Below are 2,155 nucleotides of genomic sequence, written 5' to 3'. Positions count from 1 at the left end.
CCGACCCCGCCATCGTCGCGGCCGCGAGCCTGAGTCACCGCTACATCACCGACCGCCAGCTGCCGGACAAGGCCATCGACCTCATCGACGAGGCGGCCTCGCAGATCCGCATGGAGATCGACTCCATGCCGGAGGAGATGGACCGCCTCGACCGCCGGCTGATTCAGCTCAAGATCGAGCGCGAGGCCCTGAAGAAGGAATCCGACGAGGCGTCCAAGAAGCGCCTGTCGGATCTGGAGGGGCAGATCGCCGACCTGGAGCGCGAGTTCTCGGACCTGGACGAGATCTGGAAGTCCGAGAAGGCCGCCGTGCAGGGCACTGCTCACATCAAGGAAGAGCTGGACCGTGCCCGCGTCGAGATGGAGACGGCTCGCCGCGCCGGGGATCTCACCCGCATGTCCGAGCTGCAGTACGGGCGCATCCCGGAGCTGGAAAAGCAGCTCGCCGCCGCCGACGAGGCAGCCCAGAACGAGACCCAGCTCCTGCGTAACAAGGTCACGGAAGAGGAGGTCGCCCAGATTGTGTCCAAGTGGACGGGCATCCCGGTCTCCAAGATGCTGGAGGGCGAGCGGGAGAAGCTCCTGAAGATGGAAGATGAAGTCGAGAAGCGCGTGGTCGGCCAGCACGAGGCCGTGCGCGCGGTGTCCGACGCCATTCGCCGCTCCCGGGCCGGGCTCTCTGATCCGCATCGGCCCATTGGCTCCTTCCTATTCTTGGGCCCAACCGGTGTCGGCAAGACCGAGCTCTGCAAGGCGCTCGCGGAGTTCATGTTCGACACCGAAGAGGCCATGGTGCGCGTGGACATGTCCGAGTTCATGGAGAAGCACTCGGTCGCGCGACTCATCGGCGCACCGCCCGGCTATGTGGGCTATGAGGAAGGCGGCTATCTGACTGAGGCCGTCCGCCGCCGGCCCTACAGCGTGATTCTGATGGACGAGGTAGAGAAGGCCCACCCGGATGTGTTCAATATTCTCCTGCAGGTGCTCGACGACGGCCGCCTGACGGATGGGCAGGGTCGCACCGTGGACTTCCGCAACACCGTCATCGTCATGACCAGTAACTTGGGCTCCGACATCATCCAGCAAAAGGCGGGCGAGGCGAACTACGCGGACATGAAAGACGCGGTCATGGAGATCGTCCGCCAAGCGTTCCGGCCCGAATTCATCAACCGCCTGGATGAGATCGTCGTCTTCCACCCTCTGGACGAAGACCAGATCCGCGCCATCGCCCGCATCCAGATCGGCTACCTCAAGCACCGGCTCGCCGACCGCGACATGCAGCTGGATGTGAGCGATGCCGCGCTGGACCTGCTCGGCGAGGCCGGCTTCGACCCGGTCTACGGTGCCCGCCCGCTCAAGCGCGCCATCCGCGCCCAGCTGGAGAATCCGCTGGCGCAGGAGATCCTCTCCGGCCACTTCAAGCCGGGCGACACCGTGCAGGTGGACGTGCAGGACGGCCAGCTCAGCTTCGGCGCGACGGTGGAGGCGGAGCTGGTGGACTAAGCGACAGCCAGTGCCGACTGGGGGCAGCAGCTTCCGGCAGGATTGTCCCGATGCGGGCATTGCGCCCGCGTCGGGCAGTCTTGCTCGGGGGGAAGGCCTATCCCCCGAGCCTTGTCGAGACCCCGAGCGCGTTGCGTATCGCGCAGACGGCCGCGGTGGGATTCCCTGCGCCGAGGCGTCGGTAGATCTCCTCCAAATGCGTCTTCACCGTCGCCGGTGTGATGCCGAGATGACGCGCAATGGACTTGTTGCTGTTGCCCTGGGCGAGCTGCAGCAGGACCTCGGCCTGCCTGGGTGTGAGACCAAGCTGCACCATGGCACTCACAGGCAGGGGTTCCCCGGGATCTGACAGGGCGATCAGGTGGACAGCGTCGCTGTCCGGAAACAGCGCAGAGACCTTTATCCGGAGCCGTTCGGGTGCGCTGTGCCCGATGTTTCCCTGCAGAACCTGCGTGGGCGCGCCGATGTCGCGCAAGCGAACGAACAGCTCAAGCAGCGATGGCGGCAACAGGGCGTCGACCTTGGGAACGCCCCCGAGCGAGCGCTGGCAGAGCTTGAGCGCTGGCTCGGTGACCGCCATCACGACGCCCGGACCGGATACCGCAATCAAGCCGACGCCGAGATAACGCTCACTCTGCAACAGCAGCTCCGCC

The 2,155-nt window shown here is 65.6% G+C and carries 2 protein-coding genes; one reads left to right on the top strand and one right to left on the bottom strand.

Annotated elements, in window-relative coordinates; genetic code table 11:
• Positions 1 to 1,502 (top strand): AAA family ATPase (locus I6U14_RS00615; RefSeq protein WP_296896025.1); only part of this gene is annotated, 1,502 nt, incomplete at its 5' end.
• A gap of 97 nt (positions 1,503 to 1,599) precedes the next feature.
• Here I6U14_RS00615 and I6U14_RS00610 read toward each other — a convergent pair.
• Positions 1,600 to 2,155, bottom strand: a 556-nt coding sequence (locus I6U14_RS00610) for a helix-turn-helix transcriptional regulator (RefSeq protein WP_296896023.1), incomplete at its 5' end; no start/stop codon positions are given.

Origin of the sequence: Thiohalocapsa sp. (assembly GCF_019695415.1) — a bacterium.
In the GTDB taxonomy this organism is placed as follows: domain Bacteria; phylum Pseudomonadota; class Gammaproteobacteria; order Chromatiales; family Chromatiaceae; genus Thiohalocapsa.
Note: the sequence above shows the minus strand (reverse complement) of the source record. Positions and strands in the feature narration are given on the sequence as shown.